The sequence below is a fragment of the Massilia alkalitolerans DSM 17462 genome (assembly GCF_000427785.1).
Taxonomy (GTDB): domain Bacteria; phylum Pseudomonadota; class Gammaproteobacteria; order Burkholderiales; family Burkholderiaceae_D; genus Telluria; species Telluria alkalitolerans.
On record NZ_ATYR01000003.1, the window covers coordinates 314190 to 334719 of the forward strand.

Annotated in this window: 22 protein-coding genes; 7 read left to right on the plus strand and 15 right to left on the minus strand. The window is 65.0% G+C overall.

The genetic code is table 11. The features are described 5' to 3' along the window. Positions 1–11: 11 nt before the first annotated feature. The 10 genes from flgK to flgB all read right to left on the minus strand — a co-directional run bounded on the left by flgK (position 12) and on the right by flgB (position 9756). Positions 12–1973 (minus strand): flagellar hook-associated protein FlgK, encoded by a 1962-nt coding sequence (flgK, locus tag YWC_RS0105375; RefSeq protein WP_027864447.1) that lies wholly within the window; start codon positions 1971–1973, stop codon positions 12–14. A gap of 179 nt (positions 1974–2152) precedes the next feature. Continuing rightward, positions 2153–3112 carry a flagellar assembly peptidoglycan hydrolase FlgJ gene (gene flgJ / locus YWC_RS0105380; protein WP_027864448.1) on the minus strand — a complete coding sequence of 320 codons (960 nt, stop codon included), beginning with the start codon at positions 3110–3112 and terminating at the stop codon, positions 2153–2155. 16 nt (positions 3113–3128) lie between these two features. Continuing rightward, the gene (locus tag YWC_RS0105385) at positions 3129–4232 is read right to left on the minus strand and encodes a flagellar basal body P-ring protein FlgI (RefSeq protein ID WP_051306242.1); all 1104 of its coding nucleotides are present in this window, start codon (positions 4230–4232) and stop codon (positions 3129–3131) included. Between the two features lie 8 nt (positions 4233–4240). Continuing rightward, entirely contained in the window at positions 4241–4888 is a 648-nt protein-coding gene (locus YWC_RS0105390; protein ID WP_027864450.1) for a flagellar basal body L-ring protein FlgH, read from the minus strand. 12 nt (positions 4889–4900) lie between these two features. Beyond that, positions 4901–5683: a flagellar basal-body rod protein FlgG gene (gene flgG, locus YWC_RS0105395; RefSeq protein ID WP_027864451.1), complete on the minus strand. Its 783-nt coding sequence runs from the start codon at positions 5681–5683 to the stop codon at positions 4901–4903. Positions 5684–5747: 64 nt separating this feature from the next. Further along, positions 5748–6488, minus strand: coding sequence for a flagellar basal-body rod protein FlgF (gene flgF / locus YWC_RS0105400; protein ID WP_027864452.1), 741 nt, complete (start codon positions 6486–6488; stop codon positions 5748–5750). Between the two features lie 115 nt (positions 6489–6603). Continuing rightward, positions 6604–8148 carry a flagellar hook protein FlgE gene (locus tag YWC_RS0105405; protein ID WP_027864453.1) on the minus strand — a complete coding sequence of 515 codons (1545 nt, stop codon included), beginning with the start codon at positions 8146–8148 and terminating at the stop codon, positions 6604–6606. Between the two features lie 39 nt (positions 8149–8187). Then, positions 8188–8898, minus strand: coding sequence for a flagellar hook assembly protein FlgD (locus YWC_RS0105410; protein ID WP_027864454.1), 711 nt, complete (start codon positions 8896–8898; stop codon positions 8188–8190). A gap of 23 nt (positions 8899–8921) precedes the next feature. Continuing rightward, entirely contained in the window at positions 8922–9323 is a 402-nt protein-coding gene (gene flgC / locus YWC_RS0105415; protein ID WP_027864455.1) for a flagellar basal body rod protein FlgC, read from the minus strand. Positions 9324–9339: 16 nt separating this feature from the next. Further along, positions 9340–9756, minus strand: a complete 417-nt coding sequence (flgB, locus tag YWC_RS0105420; protein WP_027864456.1) for a flagellar basal body rod protein FlgB — start codon at positions 9754–9756, stop codon at positions 9340–9342. 164 nt (positions 9757–9920) lie between these two features. Between flgB and flgA the strand changes: the two genes are divergently transcribed. The 3 genes from flgA (at position 9921) to YWC_RS28415 (ending at position 11642) form a co-directional block, all read left to right on the plus strand. Next, the gene (gene flgA, locus YWC_RS0105425) at positions 9921–10607 is read left to right on the plus strand and encodes a flagellar basal body P-ring formation chaperone FlgA (RefSeq protein WP_027864457.1); all 687 of its coding nucleotides are present in this window, start codon (positions 9921–9923) and stop codon (positions 10605–10607) included. Positions 10608–10847: 240 nt separating this feature from the next. Further along, on the plus strand, positions 10848–11165 hold the full coding sequence (gene flgM / locus YWC_RS0105430; protein ID WP_027864458.1) for a flagellar biosynthesis anti-sigma factor FlgM: 318 nt from the start codon (positions 10848–10850) through the stop codon (positions 11163–11165). 6 nt (positions 11166–11171) lie between these two features. Continuing rightward, positions 11172–11642 (plus strand): flagella synthesis protein FlgN, encoded by a 471-nt coding sequence (locus tag YWC_RS28415; protein ID WP_036213121.1) that lies wholly within the window; start codon positions 11172–11174, stop codon positions 11640–11642. A 110-nt stretch (positions 11643–11752) separates the two neighbouring features. On the opposite strand, the gene YWC_RS0105445 is transcribed toward YWC_RS28415, so the two are convergent. Next, positions 11753–12244, minus strand: coding sequence for an Hcp family type VI secretion system effector (locus YWC_RS0105445; protein ID WP_027864459.1), 492 nt, complete (start codon positions 12242–12244; stop codon positions 11753–11755). 126 nt (positions 12245–12370) lie between these two features. Here YWC_RS0105445 and YWC_RS0105450 point away from each other — a divergent pair, with 126 nt between their 5' ends. From YWC_RS0105450 to YWC_RS0105455, 3 genes are all read left to right on the plus strand, one after another. After that, positions 12371–12904: a lysozyme gene (locus tag YWC_RS0105450; protein ID WP_051306243.1), complete on the plus strand. Its 534-nt coding sequence runs from the start codon at positions 12371–12373 to the stop codon at positions 12902–12904. An 8-nt stretch (positions 12905–12912) separates the two neighbouring features. Further along, entirely contained in the window at positions 12913–13377 is a 465-nt protein-coding gene (locus tag YWC_RS32670) for a hypothetical protein (protein WP_156923507.1), read from the plus strand. A 193-nt stretch (positions 13378–13570) separates the two neighbouring features. Beyond that, positions 13571–13912 carry a hypothetical protein gene (locus YWC_RS0105455; protein ID WP_156923509.1) on the plus strand — a complete coding sequence of 114 codons (342 nt, stop codon included), beginning with the start codon at positions 13571–13573 and terminating at the stop codon, positions 13910–13912. A 5-nt stretch (positions 13913–13917) separates the two neighbouring features. Here YWC_RS0105455 and YWC_RS28420 read toward each other — a convergent pair whose 3' ends face one another. Next, on the minus strand, positions 13918–14985 hold the full coding sequence (locus tag YWC_RS28420) for a glycoside hydrolase family protein (protein ID WP_211238943.1): 1068 nt from the start codon (positions 14983–14985) through the stop codon (positions 13918–13920). Between the two features lie 213 nt (positions 14986–15198). Next, positions 15199–17772 carry an EAL domain-containing protein gene (locus tag YWC_RS0105465; protein ID WP_027864462.1) on the minus strand — a complete coding sequence of 858 codons (2574 nt, stop codon included), beginning with the start codon at positions 17770–17772 and terminating at the stop codon, positions 15199–15201. 225 nt (positions 17773–17997) lie between these two features. Between YWC_RS0105465 and YWC_RS0105470 the strand changes: the two genes are divergently transcribed. Next, the gene (locus YWC_RS0105470; RefSeq protein ID WP_027864463.1) at positions 17998–19059 is read left to right on the plus strand and encodes a M35 family metalloendopeptidase; all 1062 of its coding nucleotides are present in this window, start codon (positions 17998–18000) and stop codon (positions 19057–19059) included. A gap of 165 nt (positions 19060–19224) precedes the next feature. Here YWC_RS0105470 and YWC_RS0105475 read toward each other — a convergent pair whose 3' ends face one another. Together YWC_RS0105475 and motD are read right to left on the minus strand one after the other, a co-directional pair. Next, complete coding sequence (locus YWC_RS0105475; RefSeq protein ID WP_036213125.1) at positions 19225–19713, minus strand: hypothetical protein; 489 nt, start codon at positions 19711–19713, stop codon at positions 19225–19227. A 61-nt stretch (positions 19714–19774) separates the two neighbouring features. Then, the gene (gene motD, locus YWC_RS0105480) at positions 19775–20524 is read right to left on the minus strand and encodes a flagellar motor protein MotD (RefSeq protein WP_036213128.1); all 750 of its coding nucleotides are present in this window, start codon (positions 20522–20524) and stop codon (positions 19775–19777) included. Positions 20525–20530 lie beyond the last annotated feature (6 nt).

Consider the following 20530-nt stretch of genomic DNA (forward strand, 5'->3'; position numbering starts at 1 on the left):
CTGGTTGCCTGTTAGCGGCCGATCGACAGCAGGGTGTCGAAGATGGTGCCGGCGATCTGCATGACCTTGCCCGCGGCCTGGTAGGCCTGCTGGTACTTGATCAGGTTGGTGGCCTCTTCGTCCAGGTTCACGCCCGAGACGTCGGCGGCGCTGGCCTTGGCCTGGGTCAGCAGCGCCCCGGCGGCGGCGCCGTTGACCTGTACCTCACGGGTCTTGTTGCCCACCGTGCTGACCAGCTGCGCATAGGACGACTGGATCGTGGCGCTGCCGTCGTTGAAGATGTTCCTGGTCTGCAGGTCGCCCAGCAGGCCGATGTTGCGGGTGTCGCCCACGCCGTTGCCGTTGCCGGCGATGGTGAAGACGGCCCCGTCGCCGGGAGCGCCCGTCATCGTCACGCTGATGCCGCCGAAGCTATAGGTGGCGCCGTCCACGAACTTGACGTCGGCCGACGGCGGCAGCTCCTTGCCGTCGCTCGTGACTACCTTGACGTCCACACCGGCCGGGAAGCCAGTGAGGATCGGGCTGCCGCCATTGCTGCGGAATTCCAGGGTCACCGGCAAAGGCGGCGGATTGTCCAGGAAGCGCTGATCGACCTTGCCCTCGCTGATCTTGCCGGTGCCGGTATTGCTCACCGGCGCACCGGTCACGATCGGCGCCGCCGCCGCGATGCCCGCCACATCCTTGACCTGGAGCGCGAAGTTGGCCGCGCCGGCGATGGTCGGACGTACCAGGAAACTGTCTCCCTTGGCCGCACTGCCGGTGCTGATCATGAAGTCGATGCCGTCGACGTTGACCGGGTCGCCGTCGGGAATGTAGTTTTTCAGGACGGGATGGTTGTCCGTCAGACGGGTGACGTCGAAACCGGTACCGTTGAACTCGACCTTGTAGTCGCTGTCGGCCAGCTTGGAAGGATTGGTCACGATTGCATCGACCTTGACCTCGCTGCTCGTCGCATTGTCGATGTGCTTGCCGACGACGGCACGCGCCACATTGAAGAAATCCTGGCCCTTCTGGCCATTCTGGTCCAGACCCAGCCGGTGCTGGGCATTGAACTCGACCGCCAGGCCGATCGCGACCTTGCCAAGGGCGCTCTGGGCCGGATCGAGGGTCCGGGCGCGGAAATCGAGGGCGCCGCCGAGGGTGCCGCCGGACAGGGCGTTATCGGCCAGCACGGTCACCTTGCTGCCGGTGAGGTAGCCCACCTCGACGCGGGTCTGGTCGAAGGGCGACTTGGTGGCCGCCAGCTGGAAGGCGCGCGCACCCACCACCAGCGGCTGGCCGCTGCCGATCGAGACCGTCAGGCTGTTGTTATCGCCGGGCATGACGTTGGCCTTGACCTGGGTGTTCAGTTCCATCACCAGCTGGTCGCGCTTGTCGAGCAGGTCGTTCGGCGCGTGCTGCTGGGCGCTGGCGAAGCTGCCGATCTTGTCGTTCAGGTCGGCGATCTGCTGGGCATACGAGTTGATCAGGGTGACGCTGCTCTGGATGGTGCCGTTCACGCCTTCGCGGATCTCGCCCAGGCGCGCGTCGAGGGCCTGGAAACGCGTCGCCAGGGTGTCGGCGCTCGACAGCATCGACTGGCGCGAGGGCACCGAGGCGCGGTTGGCGGCCATGTCCTGCACGCCCTTGAAGAAGCCCTGCAGCGAGGGCGACAGGCCGGCGGTCTGGTCGGCCAGCATGTTGTCGATCTGGCTGATCTGGCTGTAGTACGAATCCAGGCCGCTCTTGCTGGCCTGGGCATTGCGCACCTGCGAATTCAGGAATTCGTCGCTGTAGCGCTTGATCTGGGAAATCTGGGTGCCGGTGCCCTGGAAGCCCACGCCGGTATCGAGCATCGGCGCGGTGGCCTGCACCACCACCTGGCGGTTGTAGCCGGCCACGCCGGCATTGGTGATGTTGTGGCCGGTCGTGGACAGGCCTGCCTGTGCCGCGAACAGGCCGCTCTTGCCAATGCTGAGGAGGTTACCGGACATGTGCTTGTTCTTTCTTTGACTGATCTAACTACGGCAGAATTCTCGAAAACTGTAGGGTGGACGGTAAAACGGTCCAGTGGACTGTTTTACGCCGTCCGCGCGTTCAACTCACGGACGCGCTGTGGCAATGCTAGTTCCGGTCGAACGCGCGGTCGGCGAAGCCGACCACCCTACGAAAATCACGCCAATGAATTCTTGATAACGCGGGTCAGCTTGGCCGCATACTGCGGGTCGGTGGCATAGCCGGCGCGCTGCAGGCCGTGGGCGAAGGCCGCGGCATCGCCGCCGCTGTTGAGTACCTTGTCATAGCGCGGATTCCTGGCCAGCATGTTGGCGTAGTCCTTGAACGAGTCGGCCGGCGTATCGTAGGCGCGGAAGCGCTCCACCTTCTGGCGCGCCACACCATTGACGTATTCGGTGGTCACGGCGGTGGCGACCTTGCCCTTCCAGCCCGGGCCAGCCTTGATGCCGAACAGGTTGTTGCTGCTGCTGCCGTCGGCGTTGCGGATCATGCGCTTGCCCCAGCCGCTTTCCAGCGCCGCCTGGCCGAGCATGAACTTGGCCGGCACGCCGGTGGCGCGCTCGGCCTCGGCCGCGTGGGCATGCAGCTTTTCCTGGAAATTGCGCACGTGCGCAGGCTGGACGCGGCCGCTGGCGGTGGTCAGGGGCAGCACCGGCGCGCCCGGCTGGGTGGCGCCGGTCTTGATCATCGTCGCCGCGTCCATGCCCGGACGCATGCTGCCATCCAGGGGCGCCATGGCCGATGCAGCCGCTGCCGCCTTGCCTGCGGCGACGCCGTCGGCGCCGATGGCCAGTGCCTGGGCGCCCATCTGGTTCGCGCTCAGCTGGCGGGTCAGCACGTCGGCCAGGCCCATGCCGCGCTTGGCCAGGTTCTGGCTCAGCTGCTGGTCCAGCATGCCCGTGAACATCTTGCTCTGCTGGTTGTCCATGATCCCCTCTTGCGGGGTGGCCTCGCGCATGCTCTTCATCATCATGTTGATGAACATGGCTTCGAACTGGGTCGCCGCTTCCTTCAGCGCGGCGGGCGAGCCGTTCCTGGCGCCTTGCTTGAGTTCGCCCAGGCCCTTGGTGTCGAGGGCAAACTTGCTGGTCAGGTCGGTGGAGGGAGAGCCGATCATGGTATCCGGTGCCTATTTAGATGATCTCGAGTTCGGCGCGCAGCGAACCGGCGGCCTTGAGTGCCTGCAGGATGGCCAGCAGGTCTTGCGGCGTGGTGCCGATCGAATTCATGGCTTTCACCACTTCGGCCAGCGAAGCGCCGCCCTTGATCATCAGCACGCGGCCCGGGTCTTTCTTGACGTCGACCGAGGTGTTGCGGGTCACGGCGGTGCCGCCCAGCGAACCCGGGGCCGGCTGGCTGACGTTGGTCTCGGCGCCCACCGTCACGGTCAGGTTGCCGTGCGAGATGGCGCAGCTTTCCAGCATCACGGCCTGGTTCATCACGACCGAACCGGTGCGGGCATTCATGATGACCTTTGCCGCGTCCCTGGCGCGCGCGACGTCGATGCTTTCCAGCTGACCGATGAAGGCCACCCGCTGGTCGCTCGAGGAGGGCGTGCGCACGCGGATCACGCGGCCGTCCAGGGCGGTGGCGATGCCGGCGCCGAACTGGTCGTTGATGGCTTCGACCACGCGGGCGGCGGTCGAGAAATCGGTCTGGTTCAGTTCCAGGCGAATCTGGTTGTCCGCGCCGAGGTTCGAGGCGACGGCGCGCTCGACGGTGGCGCCGCTGGACACCTTGCCAACGGAAAGGTGATTCACCTGCACCTGGGCGCCGCCGGCCTGGGCGCCGACGCCGCCGACCAGCACGTTGCCCTGGGCCATGGCATACACCTGGCCGTCGGCGCCGTGCAGCGGCGTCATGAGCAAGGTGCCGCCGCGCAGGCTCTTCGCATTGCCGATCGAGGACACGGTGATGTCGATGGTCTGGCCAGGCTGGGCGAAGGCCGGCAGCGAGGTGGTGACCATCACGGCCGCGACGTTCTTCAGCTGCAGCTGGGTGCCCGGCGGCAGGTTGACGCCCTTCTGCTGCAGCATCGCCTGGATCGACTGCACGGTGAACGGGGTTTGACTGGTCTGGTCGCCGGTGCCGTCCAGGCCCACGACGATGCCGTAGCCCGACAGCTGGTTCTGGCGCACGCCGGCGATGCTGGCGAGGTCCTTGATGCGCTCGGCCTGGGCCAGGGGCGCCGCGCCCAGCAAGGCCGCGGCGAACAAAACGATGGAAGCGAATTTCATGGCAAGCCTCAGAACGGCAGCATCGACTGGAAGAAGCGCGAGAACATATTGCTCAGCTCGGCTTTGTCGACGCGGCTGTTGGTACGGTATTCGACGCGTGCGTCGGCGATCACGGTCGACGCGACGATGTTGCCCGGCTGGATGGTGTCCGGCGCGACCATGCCCGAGAAGCGGATGTACTCGACGCCCTTGTTCATGGCCACCTGTTTCTCGCCGGCCACGATCAGGTTGCCGTTAGGGAGCACTTCGGTGACGGTCACGCCGAGGGTGCCGGTGAAGTTGTTCGACGCGCTCTGGGTGTCGGCATCCGCGAACTTGTTCGCGCCTTCCAGTCCCACGTTGGCGCCGATGCGCGCCTGCAGCGGACCCGGCACCGCGAAGCTGGCGCTGCCCGTCTTGCTGCCGGTGCTGGCGCCCGACTTGCCGGCCGAGGTGCGCTCGCTGATGTTCACCGTCAGCAGGTCGCCGATGTGGCGCGCGCGGCGGTCTTCGAACATCGGGCGATAGCTGTTGGCGTTGTAAATGGCGCCGTCCGCGCTTGGGGCGGCCTGCACCAGCATCGGGCGCGCCGAGGTAGGGCCCTGGACGATGGTGCTCGGGGTGGTCGAGCACCCGGCGACGGCGACCAGCGCGGCCGCGGCGAAGAAGCGTTTCATGCGTGTTCCTGATTACAGCTGGGCCAGCTTTTGCAGCATCTGGTCGGAAGTGGTGATCGCCTTGCTGTTGATCTCGTAGGCGCGCTGGGTCTGGATCATGTTGACCATTTCCTCGACCACGTTCACGTTCGACGATTCGACGTAACCCTGCATGAGGACGCCAGAACCATTGGTGCCCGGCACGTTCAGGTTCGGGTTGCCCGACGCACCGGTCTCGACGTACAGGTTCTCGCCGCGCGATTCGAGCCCGGCCGGGTTGATGAAGGTGGCCAGCTGCAGCGAGCCGATCTGGGTCGGCGCCACGGTGCCCGGCAGCTTCACCGACACGGTGCCGTCGCGGCCCACCGTGATCGATTCGGCGTTGGCCGGGATCGTGATGGCGGGCTGGACCACGAAACCGCTGGAGGTGACCAGCTGGCCGTTCTGGTCGGTCTGGAAGGAGCCGTCGCGGGTATACGCCTGGGTGCCGTCCGGCAGCAGGACCGGAAAGAAGCCCGAACCGTTGACCATGACGTCCTTCGAATTGCCGGTCAGCTGGGGGTTACCCTGGGTGTGGATGCGCTCGGTGGCGACAGTGCGCACGCCGGTGCCGATCTGCAGGCCCGACGGCAGGTTGTTCTGCTGCGAGGACTGGGCGCCGGGCTGGCGGATGTTCTGGTACAGCAGGTCCTCGAACACCGCACGCGAGCGCTTGAAGCCGCTCGTGCTCACGTTGGCGAGGTTGTTCGAGATGACGTCGAGGTTGGTTTGCTGCGCTTCGAGGCCGGTCTTGGCGATAAACAGCGAACGGATCATGGGATTCTCCTATTGGCGACGGACGAAGTCCGCCACGTACAGGAGAATTATGCTGGAGCAACTATCAATTCAAAGCGAGGATCTGGGTGGCTTTCGCCGCGTTATTCTCGGCGTTCTTCAACAGGCTCATTTGGGTCTCGAAAGAACGTGCCAGGCTGATCATGCTCACCATCGAATCGACCGCGCTGACGTTGCTGCCCTCGAGGGCGCCGCCGGCCACGCGTACCGCCGGGTCAACTTGCGCCGTGCCGCCATCCTTCAGGCGGAACAGGCCGTCGTCGCCGCGCACCAGGTCCTGCGCCGCGGGATTCACCAGTTTCAGGCGCCCGAGGATGTTGGCGGCCGCCGGCTGGTCGGTGGTGGAGATGGTCGAGATGGTGCCGTCGCCGCCCACCGTGACGGTGACGTCCGGCGGGATCGTGATCGGGCCGCCCTCGCCCGCGATGGTGGCGCCGCCCGCAGTGGTGAGCAGGCCGTTCTGGCTGGTCTGCAGGGAACCGTTGCGGGTATACGCCTCGGTGCCGTCCGGCATCTGCACCGCCAGCCAGCCCTCGCCCTTGACGGCGACGTCCAGCTCGCGCCCGGTAACCTGCAGCGCACCCGGGGTGAAGTCGGCCGCCGCGGTCGAATTGACCACGAAGGCGCGCGTCGGCAGTCCTTCGCTCTGCACCGGCACGGCGCGGAACACGTCCAGCTGGGCGCGGAAGCCCGTGGTGTTCACGTTGGCCAGGTTGTTCGAGGTCGTGGCCTGCTGTTCCAGGATGTGCTTGGCGCCGCTGGCGGCGGTGTAGATCAGGCGGTCCATGATATTTTTTCCATTTCCGGTGATTCGACGGTTGGTTGAACGCGCGGTCGGGAGACCCGACCACCCTACGTAGGGTGTTCGGCTTCGCCGAACGCGCGTTCAACTCACGTATGAATTAACGCAAATTGACGAGGGTCTGCAACACCGAATCCTGCGTCTTGATGGTCTGCGCATTCGCCTGGTACACGCGCTGCGCGGTGATCATGTTGACCAGTTCCGCGGTCAGGTCGACGTTCGAGCTCTCCACCGCCGACTGCTGCAGCACGCCCATCCCGCCGGTATTGGGCGTCCCGAGCAGCGGCACGCCCGAGCTGGCCGATTCCGCCCAGGCATTGTTGCCCAACGGTTCGAGGCCGTTCGGATTGGTAAAGTTCGCCAGGATCACCTGGCCGAGCGGCTTGGTCTGGCCGTTGCTGTACTGTCCCAGAATGACGCCATCGGCGCCGGTCGTGAAACGCTGCAGATTGCCCGCCGCATAGCCATCCTGGACCAGCCGCTTCTCGCTGGTCGCGGTGCCGTACTGGGTGGAGCCGTTGTAGTCGATGGTGATCGGCATGGTCAGCTCGGCGCCGGTCGGCGGAAACACGGGCAGTCCGCCCTTCGGCGTCAGCACGCCGGCAACGCCGGAGGTCGCCTTGTTCAGGGTGCCATTGGAGTCGAAACGCAGGGTGTCGATCAGCTTGGCCGGCACCTTGATGGCATCGGCCATTGCCTTGTCGATCTCGGCGGGCGTCGCGCCCGGCACGGCGGCGGCGTTGGCCGCGGCCTTGCCGATGTCGGTCTGGTTCTCGGCGGTGGCGCCCCGGGTGCCGGCGGCTGCCACCACCATGGCCGAGGCGGCCGCTGCATAGGTTCCGAGCGCCCCCGCGATCGTCGCGGCGACTGGCGGAACCGCTTTCGTGGCAGCCTCCCAGGCGATACGGGCATCGTTCACGGCGGTGAACTCCGGCCCGCTCCCCTGCGCCGCGGCAGCTGCCTCCATGGCAGCCATCTCGACGCCGTCGACGGCGACGTACACGTTCCAGGCGCCGGGTTCAGCGCCCTTGACGTAGAAGGTCGACAGCACGTGCGGATTGCCGAGGGTGTCATACACGCTCATCGGGCTCTGCTTGTTGTACGAGGTCGGATCGTTCGCATTGAAGGTCGAGGTGGTCGGCGGCAGGCTGCGCGAATCGAGGTTCATCTCGATCTTGACGGCCGTCGTCTTGACCGGCGCCAGGTCGGACGTGTCGATCCGCAGCGGGGTCGGCGCGCCGGCCACCAGCTGGCCGTTCTGGTTCAGGCCGTAGCCGGTCAGCTTGGCGCCCTGCGCATTGATCAGGAAGCCGTTCTTGTCCAGCGAGAACTGGCCATTGCGGCTGTACTGGACGATGCCCGAGGCTTCGGTACGGAAGAAGCCGGCGCCGTTGATGGCGATGTCGAGCGGGTTGTTCGAGGCTTCGACGTTACCTTGCGTGAACTGCTGGGCGATGTTCGCTACCTTGACGCCGATACCGGCCGAGATGCCGCCGGCGCCGTTCAGCGAGTTCGCGTAGACGTCGGCGAACTGGGTGGTCGAGCCCTTGAAGCCGACCGTGCTGGCGTTGGCGATGTTGTTGCCGATGACGTCGAGGGATTTGGCTGCGCCGTTCAAGCCGCTCAGGCCTTGCTGGAAAGACATGGTGTACTCCTGAAGAATGAATGAAGTAAGCGGCTCGGCTTACAGTACTTGTTTGATATCGGCCATCGTGACGGCGCCCTTGACCGGCAGGTTCAGCTTGATGCCGTCCTTGCCGCCCGTGGTGACGCTGGCCACGCTGTCGAAGGACAGGGTGCGCGCATCCTTCAGTTCCTCGCCGCCGCGGGTGGCGACCACCTTGTAGGTATAGGTGCCGTCCGGCAGGGTCACCGGCTTGCCGTCTTCGCCCAGCTTGTCCGGGTCGGACACGCCGTCCCAGGCGATCGGCAGCACGCCGGCTTCCTGGGCGCCCAGCTCGATGGTGGCGACTTCCTTGCCGGTGGCATTGCTGGTGATGACCACCTGCACCTTGTCGGCTGCGCTGTCGAGTTCCACGCCCAGGATGGCCTTGCCCTCCTGCAGGCCGAGCTTGTAACCCTCGACCAGCACGCCGTGGCCGATCAGGTTGGTCGCCTGCATCGCTTCGGCCGACTGGTAGCTGCTCTTCAGCGATTCCAGGGTGGCGTTGAGCTTGTTGACGCCGGTGACGGTCGACAGCTGCGCCAGCTGGCTGGTGACCTGCGCGTTGTCGAGCGGGTTCAGCGGGTCCTGGTTCTTCAGCTGGGTGACCAGCAGGGTCATGAACTTGTCGGTATCGGCCTGGACGCTGTCGACTTCGGCCTTCTTGCCGTTCATGGTCGACATCAGGTCGGTGACGTTGGCGCCCGGGTTGGCGGTGTTAATCGTTGTCATGGGTGGTCACGGCTTATGGGTTCTTATTGACCGAGGGTCAGGGTCTTGAGCAGCATGGTCTTGGCCGCATTCATGGTCTCGACGTTGGTCTGGTAGGAGCGCGAGGCCGACAGCATATTGACCATCTCGTCCACCACGTTCACGTTGGGCATCGCCACATAGCCCTTCTCGTCGGCCAGCGGGTGCTTGGGGTCGTAGACCTGCTTGAGCGGCGACGGATCCTCGACCACTTCGCGCACGCGCACGCCGGTGGCGCCGGACTGCTGGGGCACGGCTTCGAACACGACCGCCTTGGCGCGGTAGGCTTCGCCGCTGGGGCTGGTGGCGCTGTCGGCATTGGCCAGGTTGGAGGCCGTGGTGTTCAGGCGCTGCGCCTGGGCACTCATGGCCGAACCGGAGACGTTGAAGATATTGAAGAGCGACATAGTCTATTAAACCTTTTTACTGTCCCTGGATGGCCGCCAGCAGGCCCTTGATCTGGTGGTTGATCATCGTGATGCCCGCTTCGTAGCGCAGCGCGTTGTCGGCGAACTGGTTGCGTTCCACGTCCATGTCCACGGTATTGCCGTCCACGCTGCCCTGCACTTCGCCGCGGTACAGGACCGGGGTGCCATTGGCCAGCACGTCGCCGGTCGCCGCGCCGCGCGCGAGGTGCTTGGGCGCGGTGGTGGCCAGCGGGCCGCCTGCGCCCTTGGAGGCAAGTGCATTCTGCAGCGCGTTCGAGAAATCGATGTCGCGCGCCTTGTAGTTCGGGGTGTCGGCGTTGGCGATGTTCGACGCCAGCAGTTCCTGGCGCTGGGCGCGCAGGGACAGGGCCGTTTCGTTGAAACTCAGGTACTGGTCGATCTTGCCGATCATGCCGCCTCCGCTAGAGACTTGTTGGGACAGCACCGATGATACGTACGGGCAACACGTCCCAATCGATCGATAAAGATGGGCAAACCCCGGCTATTCAAAGTTTCGCCAGAGAACCCTACTGCCTAAAATGGCAGCATCTCCCACCTGCATCTGCCGGATTGCCCATGAAACGCACCATCGCCGCCGCCCTGCTCGTCCTGCTCGCCCCGCTCGCGAGCGCGCAAGGCCGCCAGAACCTCCCGGCCCTGCGCACGGTCGTGGAACAGTACCTGCAGAGCCAGAGCGCCGGCCTGCCGGGCCAGGTGACGATCAAGGTGGGACAAGTCGACCCGCGCACCAGCCTGGCAAGCTGCCCGGCGCCGGAAGCCTTCCAGCAGCCGGGCGCGCGGGCGTGGGGAAAAACAACGGTCGGGGTGCGCTGCACCGCCCCCTCGCCCTGGACGGTGTATATTCAGGCCACCGTGCAGGTGATGGCCGACTACGTTGCCGCCGCCGTGCCGCTGGCCCAGGGCCAGCCAGTCGACGCCAGCCAGCTCGTCATGATGAAGGGCGACATCGCCTCCATGCCGAACGGCATCATCACCGACATGGCCCAGGCCATCGGCCGCACGCCCACCGCCTCCTTGCCGTCCGGCACGCCGCTGCGCCTCGACACCTTGCGGTCGCGCCCGGTGGTCCAGCAGGGCCAGGCAGTGCGCCTGGTGTCGAAAGGAACGAACTTCTCGGTATCGAGCGAAGCGAAGGCGATCAGCAACGCCGGCGAAGGCCAGGTGGCGCAGGCGCGCACCCAGTCGGGAACCGTGGTGAGCGGCACCGCGCGGGCGGGCGGGATCATCGAAGTGGCGATCTGAAAACCACTTTGCATATTTTCATTGGACGGCCTTTTCTGCGCTATGGACGTCTCGAAAAACCGTCGCGAGCGGCAGCAATGGTGGTTGAGAAGCGCAGCTGTACGAGTAGTACAGCGAGCATCGCAGACCGCCAGTGCAACGCGCAGCAGGTTTTTCGAGATGGCCTAAAGTTTGTGAAATCCTTGCCGTTACAGGATGCAGATCCCGGAGTTTCCGCTCCGAACAGAGAAGGATGATGCTGTGAAAATCAACGATACCCTCAAGGGCAACCCAGGCCTTCAGCCCACCAACACCAACGGCGCCGCGAACGCACGCGGCGCCGACAAGGCCGCCACGACCGCGACGACGACCCAGGTCGCGACCGACAGCGTGCGCCTGTCCTCGCAGGGCCAGGCCATGGCCAATGCCGTGGGCGGCAACAACCAGGTGTTCGACACCAAGAAAGTCGAGCGTATCAAGATGGCCATCGCCGATGGCCAGTTCCAGGTCAACTCCGAGAAAGTCGCCGACGGCCTGCTCGACACCGTGCGCGACTTGCTCCATTCACGCAAGCGATAATCCTTCATGCCCACCAGCCCAATCTCGACCGTCCTTCAAGAACAGCAACACCTCGGCTCCCTGATCGAGCTGATGAAACAGGAACAGCAGCTGCTCGTCGCAGCTGACGCCGATGGGCTGGCGGAAACCACTCCCCGCAAGAATGCACTGCTGCAGGCGCTCGCCGATTTGTCGGCCCAGCGACACGCGGCGCTGCTTGCGGCCGGCTGCGAAGCTTCGGAAGCCGGCATGGAACCCTGGCTGGCGGTGGGCGGCAACGACGAAGCGAGAACCCAGTGGGAAGCGCTGCTGGCGCTGGCCCGGGAAGCCAAGGAACTCAACCGCGTCAACGGCATGCTGATCAACAAGCAGCTGGCGCACAACCAGGGCGTGCTCAATGCCCTGCGCATGCCGGCCGGCGCGGATGCGGGTGGCGTGTATGGCGCCAGCGGCCAGGCTGTGGGAAGCGGGCCGTCCAAGCGCTACGTGATCGGCTGAGCGCGGCATCGCCAAACCACAATGGCCGCATGATGCGGCCATTGTCGTTTTTGCCGGCTCCGGATGGGACGACGCTGCCCCGCACCCAGGCTTATTGGTGAATCGAGCGATCATGCAACTTTGTTGGCAGCCAGATCCCAGCCGCCGACGGTCGAACCGCCAATGCCGCCACCAATTTTCTGTTGCGTGTATTTCCATTTCACCTTCGAGAACTTCAGGCTGACATGCTCGCTCAGGATAGAGCCAGCTTCTATGCCTGGGGAAATCGCTCCGATAAGCACGTTTTCGAGTTCGATTTCGAAATACCGTACCGGAACACCGTTCCCATCGGCGCGCATGAATTCGAATTTCGCCTTCGGAATGGTTTTACCCATTGCGCAAGTCTGCATCAGGATTGGCGACGACAAATCCGCCATTTTGCTGAACGTCACCTCCTCCAGCTCGACCCGTTCTGCGGTATGTCCACCGGCCGTCGATGCAGTCGCGCTGCGCGGCTGGATGAGGCCCCAATTGACCGACGCGCATTCTATCCAGTCTTTATGCTTGTCGTCCTGCGACTCGCCTTTGATTCCGTCGATTTGCAGGTATACATCGATTGCCATGATTCCTCCAGTGATTGTTGAGGCAACCATACTCTCTCACCCAATGCAGAGCTCGCATGCGCGTGCTCAATAATCGGGTTCAGCGCAGTGCTAAGTTGACGGTCTCTCTCGACCGTGGAGGAATCGATGACCGACAAAATTCCGAATTCCGCTCGACCCAATGCGGACAAGAGAATGTCGCCTGATCCGCGTGCGCGGATGCGTGCCACCGAAAAGGCGGTATATCGGTACTACAATGACATGGGGAAAAACAAAGGGAATTGCACGTGGGGCGTAGGCATCCTCGCGCACAAAGGTGTCTGCTCGCAGGAAGAGTTAGGGAGGAAAGTTTCGGCGCAAGTGGTCGACCAGGAATTCGAGCGCCGGGTGAGCGAAGCGGAGCGATACGTCCACATCATGGTAAAGGTACCGGTCAACCAAGATCAGTTCGATGCGCTTGTCAGCCTTACTTATAACGCGGGCGTAGGCGGCATGGAGGATACGTACAGCTTCGTTAACAAGGGGGACTTCGAAGGTGCTGCGGCAAATATTTCGAAAATGATCAAGGTTACTGTTATCGAGAACGGCAAACAGAAACGGGTGATCGCAAGAGGACTGATCAAGAGGCGCGAGGAAGAAAGCGCACCGTTCCGGCTGAAAAAGCCGACTGCAAAACAATAAGGAAATATATGATTTTTCCCTACCTTTCGTCTTCAAGGAAGTTTTTTAGGACGATGTTTGCCGTCGCTGCCATTGTGTTTGGGGCGTGCCTCGCAGTGACTGCCGATGCAGCTGATTCGACTCAGCGGACCGTTATTGGTCAATGGAAAATTACCGCTGCACTAGACTCTGCTGATATTACGTCGCTTGACGACCAAGAGGCGCGGAAACTGCTCGGTCGTACGCTAACAATAAACAGGAAGCACTTCAAGTTTGGCGAACGGACATGCACATCGCCTGATTTTGCAGCAGAGCTGGTGGATCCTGCTTTGTACCTGCGCGAGCATTATCGGGCAAGTGCTTCTCAGCTGGGCCTGCCAAATCCCGTCACGATCGTCCATCTGGAATGTACATCGGCATTTATCAAGGACCGGAATCGCCTGGTGATTTTTTGGAAAGGCTGGTTTTTTGAGGCAGTTCGAACAAGGCCGTAGCCGTTTTATTTGTCCAGACCTTCTGGGTTTTGCGCTGGGCGGGCCTGGTCTACGTGTCGAGTCCCGTTTGTACTGGCACGCCCGGGTGTTCGGCAAGCGAGCCTGATACAGGCATCGACAAGGTGGTTCCAGCTTATCCGCAGTAGTGACCATGTGTGCATTTTCCCGGCCAGGCAAGCGCTAGACTGCCGGAATGTCACCACAACGAAAACTTTGCGTCGCCAACGTCCTCATGATCGTCGGCATGGTGCCGCTCCTGCTTGGCCTCTGCTGGATCGCTGCCGTCATTGCCTTTGCCCGGCAGCACAAGGGACAGATGGGAGGATCCGACGCCTTCCTGATGATCGGCGTGCTCTTCCTCGCCTATGCATTCGCGCTGGTCGTCAGCGGCGGCAGCGCCTTGTGGTCCACCATCGTGGCAAGGCGGAACGCCGGACTACGCGCCCGCGCTTCCACGATCATCCGCAGCACCACCTGCCTCGTCCTGCTGGCACCGCTGCTCTGGTACGCCTGGATCACGCTGCGCTTCGCCTGAGGGCGTCAGTCGCCGCCCAGCGCGATCCGCGTCGGCGCATCGCGCTCCACCCGCAGCCGGTCGCCCGACTGGATCAGCTCCGTCACCTGGAGCGAGCTGCGGCGCTGCTCAGGGCCGTCGGTGCCGGTGCCCGCCCCGCCCTGCACCTTGCCGCGTCCCGGATGCGTGAAGTAGAACAGCCAGGCGCGGTCACCGACCACCACGACGTCGGCATGGCCGCCGATGACGCCGTCGTCGACGCCCTTGCCCGGCTGCTGCAGCAGGTTGTCCGGCTGGCGGGTCCAGTTGACGGCGTCCTTGGAACGGTACACGGCCAGGCCGCGCCACACGTCGGTGATCATCCACCACGCGCCGCGCCATTGGAACACCTTCGGCCCTTCTCCGGCCTGGTCGGCGACCACCTTCCCGCGTCCGGTCCAGTTCTCGAGGTCGGGGCTGTCGGCGTAGTAGATCGATTTGCCGTCGCGCTCGTTGTTGTACCACATGCGCCAGCCGCCGCCCGGCAGGCGGGTGACGGCGGCGTCGATGACGCGGTCCGAGGCCAGCGGGATGTTGCGCGCGTTGCGCCAGGTGCGCAGGTCGGTGCTGGTGAGCTGCACGATGTGGCGCGGGTGCTTCCAGTCGGTGAACACGCCCGGCACCACGGTCAGGAACATGCGGTAGCTGCCGTCGTCGGCGCGCACCACGTCCGGCGCCCAGTGCGTGGCTTCCGATCCGCCCAGCGCCGCCGGCAGCTCGATGTCGGCGGTGCCGACATAGCGCCAGCTGGCGCCCTCATCAACCGATTCGGCGATGCCGATTCTGGTGCCGTGCACCCACGACACGCCCGACAGGCCGGCCGCGTTGGCGCGGCGGTTGGTGTAGAACATCCACCAGGTGCCGCGCGCCGCATTGCGAATCACGACCGGGTCGGCGGCGCCGTCGAAGACGGGATCGCGGAACAGCGGCTTGGCGGCGATGCGGCCTTCCGGGGATGCAGGCGCGGCGGCCGGCGCGGCAGGGGCAGTCTGTGCGGCCGCGTGCGCGCCGGCGAAGATGGAGGCACAGACGAGGCAGCGCAGCAGGGTTTTCATCGGCAATCGCGAAAGAGATGGTCAGCCCCCGAGTATCTGGAGCGAGGCTATCCCAGTCAATCCTGTCAGCGCGGATTCGGGAAAGAATCACAAACCTGAGCATATCGAGCGAAGCCGTCAGGCATGCATGCAAGTAGCCGCGCAAACAAACTTGGGCACCGGCCTTCGCCGGTGCGACGGTCTTACGGCCAACGGTAATAGTCCAGATTAGCTCTAGGCCGGCACCGCGCCCAGCATCGCCGCGATCGCCTGCGGCTCGACCGGCCTGCTGAAGCAGTAGCCCTGCATCTGGTCGCAGCCGCGCTCCTGCAGGAAGGCCAGCTGCTCATTGGTTTCGACGCCTTCCGCGATCACGTTCAGCTTCATCGAATGCGCCAGCGCGATCACGGCGTTGACGATGGCCGCGTCGTCGGCGTCCTGGGTCAGGTCCATCACGAAGGAACGGTCGATCTTCAGGCTGTGGATCGGAAAGCGCTTCAGGCTGGCCAGGCTCGAGTAGCCGGTGCCGAAGTCGTCGATGGCCAGCTGCACGCCCATCGCGGCCAGGCGGCCCATGGTCTCGGTGGCCGCGCCCGGATTCTCCATCAGCACGCTCTCGGTGATCTCGAGGGTCAGGAAGGCCGGGTCGCAATCCGTCTCCGCCAGCAGCGCGGCCACGCGCTGGGCCACGTCCTGGCCCAGGAACTGGCGCGCCGACAGGTTCACGCTGATGCGCACCGGGGGCAAGCCGGCGCGGCGCCAGGCCACCTGCTGGCGCATCGCGGTGGCCAGCACCCAGTCGCCGATCGGCACGATCAGGCCGGTCTCCTCGGCCAGCGGGATGAATTCGGCGGGCGAGACCATCGGCCCGCCCACCGGCTGCCAGCGCAGCAGCGCCTCGACGCCGGCGACCACGCCGCTGCCGATGTCCACCACCGGCTGGTAGTGCAGCAGGAATTCCTCGCGCTGCAGGGCGCGCTGCAGCGCCCCTTCCATGCGCAGATGCTGGGCCGCCTGCTCGCCCATCTCGGCGGCGTAGAAGGAATGATGGTTGCCGCCCTTGCCCTTGGAGCCGTACATGGCACTGTCGGCGTTCTTCAGCAGGGTGGCGCTGTCTTCGCCGTCGCGCGGGTACATGGCGATGCCGATGCTCCCGGACGGGAAGACTTCCTGGCCGCACAGGAGCATGGGCTGGAACAGGTTGTCGAGCAGCTTGCGCGCCACCTTGGCCGCGTCTTCCCGGCCCGCCAGGTCGGGCAGCACCACCACGAATTCGTCGCCGCCCTGGCGCGCCACGGTGTCGCTCTCGCGCAGGCTGCTCGACAGGCGGCGTGCGATCTCGACGATCAGGGCGTCGCCGGCATCGTGGCCGAGGCTGTCGTTGACGTGCTTGAAGCGGTCCAGGTCGATGAACATCACCGCCACCTGGCGCCCCGCGCGGTGGGCGTGCATGATGGCCTGGCCCAGGCGGTCCTGCATCAGCACCCGGTTGGGCAGGCCGGTCAGGGCATCGTGGTTGGCCAGGCGTAGCAGGGCTTCCTCGGCCTGCTTCTGGCGCTGGATGTCCTTGATGACGCAGATGAAGCGCTGGTTGCCGTTGGCGTCGCGCATGCGCGAAACGGTGATGCTGACCCAGACCGGGGTGCCGTCGCGCCGGATCAGGCGCTTCTCGCGCTGGTAGTCGCTGATCTCGCCGGCCTTCAGGCGGTTGATCAGTGCCAGCTCGTCCGGCAGGTCTTCGTCGCAGGTCAGTTGCTGGAAGAAGCGCTGCAGCAGCTCGATCTCGGAATAGCCGAGGATGTGCGACATCTTGCTGTTGGTACGCAGCACGCGGCCGTCGCTGCCCAGCAGCGCGATGCCGACCGCGGCCTGGTTGAAGGTGAGGCGGAAGAACTCCTCGCTCTCCTGCAGGCGCAGCCTGGCCTTGCGACGGAAGGTGATGTCCTGGCCGATCAGGAGCAGCATGTAGCTGCCGTCCTTGCGCGCGCGGCGGATGTTGAAGTCGACGTAGCGCACGCCGTCGGCGCGGCCGTCGAGCGTGACCAGCACCTGGTCGTGGCCCGCGCCGGAGGCCAGCGCCTCGGCGGCGCGGTCGGCCAGTTCGCGGCAGGGAATCAGCTCTTCGAGCGCGGGTTTCTGCTCCAGCAGCAGGCTGTCCGGCACGCCCAGCAGTTCGGCCATGGTGCGGTTCATCGAGCGCACCCGTAGTTCGGCGTCCACCACCACCAGGCCCGCCGGCATGCCGTCGATGACCTGTTCCAGGTAGTTCTGGTTCTGCAGGATGCTGCGCTGGCTGGCATGGGTATAGGTGTCGAGCGCCAGGCCCATGTCGAAGCAGACGATCTTCAGCACCGCTTCCATGGCGGCGCTGTAACGTTCCGGCTGCCCGCGCAGGCGGCGCCACAGCAGGCCGGACAGCTCCGACAGGTACTTGCGGTAGGCCCCGATGTACCACTTCGGATCGAGCCCGATCCGCTGGTGGGTGGCGCCCACGCGCAGGCGCTCGCGCATGTAGTCCTCGCCATACTCGCCGGCCGTCAGGCTGCTGAAGTAGGCGGCCTGCACGTGCCGCAGGCGCGCCTCGGCGCCGTCGCCCAGCATGCCGCGCAGCTTCGGGAAGGACATCAGGTGCGCGTAGAAGCGGTCCGAGAACGCGTCGCGATGGGACTCGAGCAGCGCGTGCACGTCGCGCAGGGCCTCGAGGTCGGGCTCGTCCAGTTCCAGGTAAGCCTTGCGCGCCGCGACTTCCTCGCAGTCGAGCCCGATCTCGCGGGCGAGCTCGTCAACCAGGTCATGCAGGGCGTTCATGGCTTAAAAAGGGGAAAATATTTACGGGTGGATAGCTTGATTGCATCATAGCAATGGGCCTGTCCTGAATCGAGCAAATAATCACAGATATTCACATCTGTTGTTAATAGGCCATACTCAAAGTGTGGTTTTGTTGCTCACGGTAAATATACGCTTGGGATTGCTCAAGATGCGGTCGCGCCAGCGGCGCACAGTAGGTTCCACCCCATCTGCAAGGAGCCCGCCATGCGCTACTCAACCCTGCCGCGCCCGCTGCTGTCTTTGACGCTGGCCCTGTCCGCCCTGCCCGCGCTGGCGCAGGACGTCAACGTCAGCGTCCAGCCCGTGCGCGAAAAATTCGCCCGCAGCGACGAAGTACTGGTGCGCGTCACCCTGCAGAACAACAGCGCCACGCCGCAGTTCGTGCTCAAGTGGCACACCCCGGTGGCGGGCGTGCAGGCGCCGCTGTTCGAGGTGCTGCGCGACGGCCAGCCTGTGCGCTACCTCGGCATCAAGGCCAAGCGCCCGGCCCCCGGCCCGGACGACTACCTGCGGCTGGAACCCGGCGCCACGCTCGCCAGCACGGTCGAGCTGTCGGCGCTGTACGAGATGAGCGTCACCGGCCCCTACCAGCTGCGCTACCGCACCGCCTCGAGCGGCCTGTTCGCCGCCTCCGGCATGCGCCCGGTGCCCGGTGCGCTGGCGTCCAGCCAGGTCGGGATCTGGATCGACGGGCGCCTGCCGCGCGGGGCCAGGGCGCCGGCCAGGCAGGCCGTCGCCGGCGCCGCCGGACTGGAGTTCAGCAAGTGCTCGAACGCCCAGCAGGAGCAGCTGGCGGCGGCCGTGGACGCGGGCAAGGCAATGACGGTCGACGCCTACAATTACCTGGCGGCCGGCGCCGGCGGCGCGCAGTACGGCGCCCGCTACGGCACCTGGTTCGGCGCCCTCGATGCCGGCCGCGCCGCCACCGTGAACACCAATTTCACGGCGATCCGCGACGCCTTCGAGACCAAGCCCCTGAAAATCGACTGCGGCTGCAACGAAAACTATTTCGCCTACGTGTACCCGGCCCAGCCCTACGCGATCTATGTCTGCAAGGCGTTCTGGACCGCGCCCCTGACCGGCACCGACTCGCGCGGCGGCACCCTGCTGCACGAGCTGAGCCACTTCGACGTGGTCGCCGCCACCGACGACCACGTGTACGGCCAGCAAGGTGCAGCCGAGCTGGCCAGGACCAATCCGGCGCATGCGGTCAACAACGCCGATTCGCACGAATACTTTGGCGAGAACACGCCAGCGCAGAACTGAAGGCGTGACCCGTGGTTCTTTGTAGGGTGGACGGGTCTCCCGTCCGCGCGTTCAACTCCCGCGTGAAAGGATTCGGCGTCGACTGTTCCCGCACTGTCTGAACGCGCGGACGGCGAAGCCGTCCACCCTACGAGAGCGAAACGGGCCGGCATTGCCGGCCCGTTTTCATTGGCTGAAGCTGAACTTCACCGGCGCCGCGGGACTCTGGCGCACGGCGTCGAGCTGCGTGAGATCGGCCAGCCACGGCCCCTCGTAGCGGATCTCGTAGCCCTGCTTCGCTTTCCTGAAAGCGTAGGACGGCGTGATGTCGATGGTGTTCATGTGCATGCTGTGCGGCGCCACCTCCTGCCAGTCGCTGGCCGTGAGTGCGCCGCGCTTGACCATCCTGCCGGTGTAGTCGACCGGCTTGCCCTTGGCGTCGCCCAGCTCGAAGCGGCGGCCGGTGATCTCGTCGCCGGCAGCGATTTCGCGCGGGATGTAGATCGCAGTGTCGCCGCGGTTCTCGACCAGCAGGCGCACCCGTACCGTGCCGCCGCCGGTTTCGACCTCGAGCTGGTGGCGCACCTGGGCCTCCTGCTCCTGCGCACCGCCGGCTGCGCTCACCAGGCCTCCGAGGACCAGCAGGGCCGGCGGCAAAAAGCGTTTACCATGCATTGCTTCTCCTTGAAATATTATTTCAAAAGAACCGCAGAAACGAACTTTTATTTCACGCCTACTATACACCCGCCGGCAGCGGTTCCGGCACCGACGCCAAGATCATCACCGCCACGCGCCGGTTGCGCGCCTGGTTGGCCGGCGTGTCGTTCGGCGCCACCGGGCGCGTCGCGCCATGGCCGATGGCCGACAGGCGCAGGTCCTGCACGCCGCTCTCGATGAACAGGCGCACCACGCTGGCCGCGCGCACCGCCGACAGTTCCCAGTTGGAGGCGTAGCGCTCATTGGTGATCGGCAGGTTGTCGGTATGGCCCTCGACCTCGATGCGCTGCGGCGCATCCTTGAGCAGGCCCGCCACCGCGCCCAGCACCTCGCGCGCCTCCTGCTGCAGGGTCGCTTCGCCCTGGGCGAACAGCACGCTGGCATTGAGTTCGATGCCGATGCCGCGCGCGTTCTGCGTCACCCGCACCTGGCCCGATTTCACCAGCGGCATCAGGGTGGCGGTGAGGTCCTTCGCGAGGATTTCCATGCGCTCGCGCTCGCGCCGCGCGGCTTCCTGGCGCTTGCGGTTGACGATGTGCGACAGCGGCAGCACCGGCTCGACGCTGGTGTGCGCCTGCGGCGCGACGCTGCGCCCGCCGAAGGCATCGCCCAGGGCTTCGGACAGCACCGCGTATTTCCCCTCGTTGACGATCGAGATCGCGTACATCACGACGAAGAAGGCGAACAGCAGCGTGATGAAATCGGCGTAGGAGATCAGCCAGCGCTCGTGGTTTTCCTGGGCTCCGTCGTCGTAGCGTTTGCGCGCCATGATGTC

What these genes read in the sequence shown, in the direction of transcription:
- flgK (WP_027864447.1), bottom strand. Translation starts at nt 1,973, where the DNA reads ATGTCCGGTAACCTCCTCAGCATTGGCAAGAGCGGCCTGTTCGCGGCA.
- flgJ (WP_027864448.1), bottom strand. Translation starts at nt 3,112, where the DNA reads ATGATCGGCTCTCCCTCCACCGACCTGACCAGCAAGTTTGCCCTCGAC.
- YWC_RS0105385 (WP_051306242.1), bottom strand. Translation starts at nt 4,232, where the DNA reads ATGAAATTCGCTTCCATCGTTTTGTTCGCCGCGGCCTTGCTGGGCGCG.
- YWC_RS0105390 (WP_027864450.1), bottom strand. Translation starts at nt 4,888, where the DNA reads ATGAAACGCTTCTTCGCCGCGGCCGCGCTGGTCGCCGTCGCCGGGTGC.
- flgG (WP_027864451.1), bottom strand. Translation starts at nt 5,683, where the DNA reads ATGATCCGTTCGCTGTTTATCGCCAAGACCGGCCTCGAAGCGCAGCAA.
- flgF (WP_027864452.1), bottom strand. Translation starts at nt 6,488, where the DNA reads ATGGACCGCCTGATCTACACCGCCGCCAGCGGCGCCAAGCACATCCTG.
- YWC_RS0105405 (WP_027864453.1), bottom strand. Translation starts at nt 8,148, where the DNA reads ATGTCTTTCCAGCAAGGCCTGAGCGGCTTGAACGGCGCAGCCAAATCC.
- YWC_RS0105410 (WP_027864454.1), bottom strand. Translation starts at nt 8,898, where the DNA reads ATGACAACGATTAACACCGCCAACCCGGGCGCCAACGTCACCGACCTG.
- flgC (WP_027864455.1), bottom strand. Translation starts at nt 9,323, where the DNA reads ATGTCGCTCTTCAATATCTTCAACGTCTCCGGTTCGGCCATGAGTGCC.
- flgB (WP_027864456.1), bottom strand. Translation starts at nt 9,756, where the DNA reads ATGATCGGCAAGATCGACCAGTACCTGAGTTTCAACGAAACGGCCCTG.
- flgA (WP_027864457.1), top strand. Translation starts at nt 9,921, where the DNA reads ATGAAACGCACCATCGCCGCCGCCCTGCTCGTCCTGCTCGCCCCGCTC.
- YWC_RS28415 (WP_036213121.1), top strand. Translation starts at nt 11,172, where the DNA reads ATGCCCACCAGCCCAATCTCGACCGTCCTTCAAGAACAGCAACACCTC.
- YWC_RS0105445 (WP_027864459.1), bottom strand. Translation starts at nt 12,244, where the DNA reads ATGGCAATCGATGTATACCTGCAAATCGACGGAATCAAAGGCGAGTCG.
- YWC_RS0105450 (WP_051306243.1), top strand. Translation starts at nt 12,371, where the DNA reads ATGACCGACAAAATTCCGAATTCCGCTCGACCCAATGCGGACAAGAGA.
- YWC_RS32670 (WP_156923507.1), top strand. Translation starts at nt 12,913, where the DNA reads ATGATTTTTCCCTACCTTTCGTCTTCAAGGAAGTTTTTTAGGACGATG.
- YWC_RS0105455 (WP_156923509.1), top strand. Translation starts at nt 13,571, where the DNA reads ATGTCACCACAACGAAAACTTTGCGTCGCCAACGTCCTCATGATCGTC.
- YWC_RS28420 (WP_211238943.1), bottom strand. Translation starts at nt 14,985, where the DNA reads ATGAAAACCCTGCTGCGCTGCCTCGTCTGTGCCTCCATCTTCGCCGGC.
- YWC_RS0105465 (WP_027864462.1), bottom strand. Translation starts at nt 17,772, where the DNA reads ATGAACGCCCTGCATGACCTGGTTGACGAGCTCGCCCGCGAGATCGGG.
- YWC_RS0105470 (WP_027864463.1), top strand. Translation starts at nt 17,998, where the DNA reads ATGCGCTACTCAACCCTGCCGCGCCCGCTGCTGTCTTTGACGCTGGCC.
- YWC_RS0105475 (WP_036213125.1), bottom strand. Translation starts at nt 19,713, where the DNA reads ATGCATGGTAAACGCTTTTTGCCGCCGGCCCTGCTGGTCCTCGGAGGC.
- motD (WP_036213128.1), bottom strand. Translation starts at nt 20,524, where the DNA reads ATGGCGCGCAAACGCTACGACGACGGAGCCCAGGAAAACCACGAGCGC.